This is a genomic window from Vibrio sp. YT-19(2023) (assembly GCF_033337395.1).
Window position 1 is genome coordinate 1 of record NZ_JAWOQN010001044.1, and the last position, 538, is coordinate 538.

Annotated in this window: 1 protein-coding gene; it reads left to right on the forward strand. The window is 45.5% G+C overall.

Translation table 11 applies throughout. The features are described from left to right. Nucleotides 1-66: 66 nt before the first annotated feature. A complete protein-coding gene (locus tag R7E78_RS29935; RefSeq protein ID WP_169567099.1) occupies nucleotides 67-300 on the forward strand; it encodes an MbeD/MobD family mobilization/exclusion protein in 234 nt (77 codons plus the stop codon). The last annotated feature ends 238 nt before the right edge of the window (nucleotides 301-538 follow it).

Below are 538 nucleotides of genomic sequence, written 5' to 3' on the forward strand. Positions count from 1 at the left end.
TCGATTCTGGAGGGGTGGACAATGAACGATGGCAAGAACGAGCTGATCAAGTTGGAGAGGAAATAAATGACCGAGCTAGAGAAACAACTTTTGCACGCCTTCGAGGTTTTAGAGAGGCAGCACAAGGAGCAGCACAGCGAGTTCGTGAAGCTCTACAAGGATTTAGAGAAAAGATTCGAGCAGAGCAGCGAGGAGAACCAACGCTTACAGAGCAGTGTGAGCAGCTTGACCATGCAAGTAAACAACTTGACGCAGCAGCTCCAGTCGTTGGAAAAGCAATACAGCAAGAGCAGTCGTTAGCACGACAAAATCGCAGAGGTCGAGGTTTCGGATTTAATCGTTAATACATTTGAAAATACGCTTGCCAGGAGTACAATGTACTCCTATTCTTTTGGGAGAGGATCGGGTTATTAGCTACGCATTAGAGTTTATTGAAACGCCATTGTTTGAATCTCAGCGAAAAGAGATGCTCACGGATGAAGAGTTTCGAGCGTTGCAGTCAGACATCATCAAAAACCCAGAAATGGGATCGTTGATT

Coding starts and splice junctions, on each gene's coding strand:
- R7E78_RS29935 (WP_169567099.1), top strand. CDS start 67: ATGACCGAGCTAGAGAAACAACTTTTGCACGCCTTCGAGGTTTTAGAG.